This is a genomic window from Pseudomonas sp. P4_C3 (genome assembly GCF_056402075.1).
The window spans coordinates 1-2,543 of record NZ_JBFUIC010000467.1 but is presented as its reverse complement, the minus strand read 5'-3'; the positions used below and the strand labels follow the sequence as shown (position 1 = coordinate 2,543).

The window sequence follows — 2,543 nt, the reverse complement described above, 5'->3', positions numbered from 1 at the left end:
GGCCCGAGGTGCCCGATGATGCGCCTGGTGAGCTTTCCGACGATGTTGCGTGATGCCCACGGCGCCGGGGCGTATGCCGGACTGAACGCATTACTGATGGCACAGCTCGGTGTCACTGGCGCTCCAGCCGCTACCGTTGAACCTTTGGAGATTTCCACTTTCTGGCAGGACATCGGAACCCGCTGGGAGATTGATGAACAATATTTCAAACCGTGGCCGGTATGTCGCTGGGCGCAGCCGGCACTCACGGCCATGACCGATTTGATGCGAGCGTATCCAGTCATCACTGCGGAGTTGATCGAGACCATAAATGTCGAGACATTCCATGAGTCTGTGTGCTTGCAGGGGCATTTTCCGAAGAATGCGGACGAGGCCCAGTATGCGCTAGCGTTCCCACTTGCCGCCTTGATCGTTCGCGGAAAGCTGGGCCCTGACGAAGTCACTGGGGATTCCATTCATGCGCCGGACATCTTGAACATCAGCGAGAAGATAATCCTTCATGAGGCGCCCGACCTGTCCGCCAGGTTCCCGGAGGAAATTCTCTCCCGCGTCACGGTTACCCTGAAAGACGGCACGCGTCTTACGAGCCCAACCGCGACGGCCAAGGGCGACCCCGGCAACCCTATGTCGAGTGCCGAACTCACGGCTAAATATCATTTGCTGGCTGATGACAGCTTGGGATCCACGCTCAGCAATGCGATCAAGAACAGTGTTGAAGCACTGCCTGAGAGTGATGACTGCCAGTYATTCTTTGATTTGTTGCTGTCTGCTCCAAAAACCGCTGTCTAGATTGCGCAACGGTTTCGTAGCTATTGGTAAAGGGGTCAAAGAGGATTTATGCCATTCGTATTCGAGAGCGTGCTTAAAGACAAGAACATGGGGTACTCCTATACGGCGGAGAAACCATCAATGCCGCAGGCGGTGACTCGTGTAGCTTTCGTGCTTTTGAACAATTTCTCGATGATGTCGTTCACCGGCGCTATCGATGCGCTGGTGACCGCAAACTTGATTAGCGAGACACCGGCATTCGAAGTGTTGACCGTTGGTATCAAAAGTCGTCTGGTCATGAGCGATCTGGGAATTGCAATTTCAGCAGACCTGGAGTTATCCCAATTGCCAGATCGTATCGACGTTCTCATCGTCGCAGGTGGTTTACGGGTGAAGTTGATCAGCGATCCGATATTACGGCGCAAGCTACGTAACGCCGCCTCTCTTGGTGCGACCATGGGCGGTTTGTGGAACGGCGCCTTTTTCCTGGCGGAAGCTCAGTTAATGGACGGTGTCGAGTGTGCCTTCCATCCAGACGGGCGAGCGATGATGGAGGATGTCTTCCCCAAAGTCCTGGTTTCCTGCCGAACTCACGTAATAGATAGAAACCGTATCACGTGCGCCGGTGCCAGTAGTTCCTTACGAATGATGCTGGAACTCATCACCGCTAAACAAGGCGTGTCGCTGACCCATGCTGTCGAGGAAATACTTAGCTGCGATCAAACCCCTGAAGTCTCTGGGATATCGACGGTCATCGTTGACTCTGACCCCACCTTGCCACAAACCCTGAAGCTCGCTTTAGAACTGATGCAAAAGAACATCGAAGAGCCGCTTTCCATCGACGAACTGGCCGAATGCGTGAACATTTCCCGACGACAATTGGAGCGCCGTTTCTGCCGCTTCGTCGGCGCCACCCCCACACGTTACTACCTGGAACTGCGCTTGACTCGAGCGCGTCAGCTTATTCTGCAGAGCAATCGGCCGATCACCGATATCGCGATCGCGACCGGCTTTTGCAGTTTCGCCAACTTCCATATGCGCTTTCGTGACTTCTTTGGCGTAGCGCCAAGTAGCTATAGAGCGACGTATGAGCGCAGGCGTTAGTTTTCCGAAACGCAAGCACGCAAAAAACCAAAGAAATCCGCAAAGTCTAAGCCGAGCAAATGATGGTTAACATCATCGATAAGGATTACCGAGAATTATGAATGCTCCATCGTCAGTGTTGATACCGACGGCTAACTACAGCGAGCGGATGTCTACACGCATTGCCTTCCTCATCGCGGGCTTACTCATGTCCGCTTGGGCGCCTCTGGTTCCATTGGTAAAGGCACGCGTTGGTTTGGACGATGGTGGCTTGGGGTTGCTGCTTCTCGGCCTTGGCGGCGGATCTATTGTAGCCATGCCGTTTGCTGGATATCTCACTGCGCACTATGGGTGCCGACCGGTCGTCATCTGGGCAACTATTGCACTGTGTGCCGTTCTTGCGCTTTTGAGCACCGTGGTGTGGCTACCTGGCCTGGTGATAGCTGTCATTATCTTCGGCGCCAGCATGGGCATGCTTGATTGCGCCATGAACATACAGTCCGTCATCGTCGAGAAAAACAGCGGGCAGGCACTTCAGTCTGGCTTCCATGGCCTTTACAGCGTCGGAGGTATATTGGGCGCCGGGGCGATGACCGCTTTACTGACCTTCGGCCTGGATCCACTGATGGCTGCGCTCTGTATCGTTGCCACAGTTTTGGGAGCACTTTACAAGGCTGCACCTGCTTTGCTGA

Annotated in this window: 3 protein-coding genes; all 3 read left to right on the top strand. The window is 54.3% G+C overall.

Annotated features, from left to right (window positions below):
* Nucleotides 1–789, top strand: a 789-nt coding sequence (locus tag AC1DVH_RS29410) for an MmgE/PrpD family protein (RefSeq protein WP_477756744.1), incomplete at its 5' end; no start/stop codon positions are given.
* A 48-nt stretch (nt 790–837) separates the two neighbouring features.
* A complete protein-coding gene (locus AC1DVH_RS29405) occupies nt 838–1,872 on the top strand; it encodes a GlxA family transcriptional regulator (protein ID WP_477756743.1) in 1,035 nt (344 codons plus the stop codon).
* Nucleotides 1,873–1,969: 97 nt separating this feature from the next.
* Nucleotides 1,970–2,543: MFS transporter (locus AC1DVH_RS29400; RefSeq protein ID WP_477756742.1), on the top strand; the 574-nt coding region annotated here is incomplete at its 3' end.